Annotated in this window: 2 protein-coding genes; both read right to left on the bottom strand. The window is 72.5% G+C overall.

The features are described 5' to 3' along the window. Positions 1 to 1,162, bottom strand: a 1,162-nt coding sequence (locus AB0G02_RS38625; RefSeq protein ID WP_360805000.1) for a fumarate reductase/succinate dehydrogenase flavoprotein subunit, incomplete at its 3' end; no start/stop codon positions are given. Positions 1,163 to 1,248: 86 nt separating this feature from the next. Further along, positions 1,249 to 1,729, bottom strand: a 481-nt coding sequence (locus tag AB0G02_RS38620; protein WP_360804997.1) for an ATP-binding cassette domain-containing protein, incomplete at its 5' end; no start/stop codon positions are given.

The raw sequence follows: 1,729 nt of genomic DNA, 5'->3' as shown, positions 1-1,729 counted from the left end.
GTCCGGGCGTGCCGCCGTGCCGCGACGCGTGCGCGCCCGCGAGGTCGCCGAACACGAACGCGCCGATCATGTAGTTGTGCGGCACGCACGCCAGGTCGCCCGCCGCGTACAGGCCCGGCACGGTGGTGGCGCCGTTCTCGTCGACCCACACGCCGGACCCCGAGTGCCCGCCGCACAACCCGATCTCGGAGATGTGCATCTCGATGTCGTGGGTGCGGTAGTCGTGCCCGCGCCCGGCGTGGAACGTGCCGCGCGTGGGCCGTTCGGTGGTGTGCAGGATCCCCTCGAGGGCGGCGATCGACTCCTCGGGCAGGTGGGTCACCTTCAGGTACACCGGGCCGCGCGGGGAGGCGATCTCGCGGGCCACCTCCGCCATCATCTGCCCGGACCAGTAGTCGCAGTCCACGAACCGCTCGCCCAGCCGGTTGACCTGGTAGGCGCCGAACGGGTTGCCGACGTACGCGCACGCCGGCCCGTTGTAGTCCTTGATCAGCGGGTTGACCTGGAAGCACTCGATGCCGGACAGCTCCGCGCCCGCGTGGTAGGCCATGGAGTAGCCGTCGCCCGCGTTGGTGGGGTTCTCGTAGGTGCCGTAGAGGTAGCCGCTGGCGGGCAGGCCCAGCCGCCCGGACGCGCCGGTGGCGAGGATGACCGAGCCGGCGGAGACGGTGACGAACTCGCCGGTGCGGGTGTTGAACCCGGCGGCGCCGACCGCCCGGCCCCCGGAGACCAGCACGCGCACCGGCATCACCCGGTTCTCGATCCGGATGCGCTCGCGCATCCGGCGCTCGCGCATCACCCGGTACAGCACCTTCTTGACGTCCTTGCCCTCCGGCATGGGCAGCACGTAGCTGCCGGACCGGTGGACTTGGCGCACGTGGTAGTCGCCGTAGGAGTCCTTCTCGAACTTCACGCCGTAGCGCTCCAGCCGCTGCACCATGGCGAACCCCCGGGTCGCCGTCTGCATGACGGTGCGCTGGTCCACGATGCCGTCGTTGGCCTTGGTGATCTCGGCGACGTAGTCCTCGGGCGTGGCCTTGCCGGGGATGACGGCGTTGTTGACCCCGTCCATGCCCATCGCGAGCGCGCCCGAGTGCCGGACGTGGGCCTTCTCCAGCAGCAGCACGTCGCGGCCGTGCTCGGCGGCGGTGATCGCGGCCATCGAGCCGGCCGTGCCGCCGCCGATCACCAGCACGTCGCACTCCAGGTGGACGCGCCGGGACACGTCGGGGACCTCCAGCGGTGTCGTCACGCCATCACCGCCGCCAGGATCGCCTCGCGCCGGACGTCGACCTCGCCCGCGCCGAGCACCACCACGCGGTCACCGAGCAGCACGGCCTCGTCCACGTCGTGGGTGACGAAGACGGTGGTCGTGCCCGCCTCCCTCAGCACCTCGACCACGAGTCGCTGCATGTCCGCCCTGGTCTGCGCGTCGAGCGCGGCGAACGGCTCGTCCATGAGCACCACCTTCGGTCGTTGGGCCAGCGTCCGCGCCAGCTGCACGCGCTGCCTCATCCCGCCGGACAGCTCCCGGGGCAGGTGCCGGCCGAACCCGGCCAGCCCCACCCGGTCCAGCCAGGCCGACGCGCGGGCACGCCGTTCGGCGCGCGGCACGCCTTGCAGCGCCAGCGGGTGCTCGACGTTGCGCTGGGCCGTGCGCCTCGGCAGCAGCCCGGCGTGCTGGTACACCCGCGCGCGGTCCGTCGACGTGCCGCGCCCCTCCTGTCCG

Source organism: Actinosynnema sp. NPDC023658 (assembly GCF_040639995.1).
GTDB lineage: Bacteria > Actinomycetota > Actinomycetes > Mycobacteriales > Pseudonocardiaceae > Actinosynnema.
This window is presented reverse-complemented; position numbering and strand designations above follow the sequence as displayed.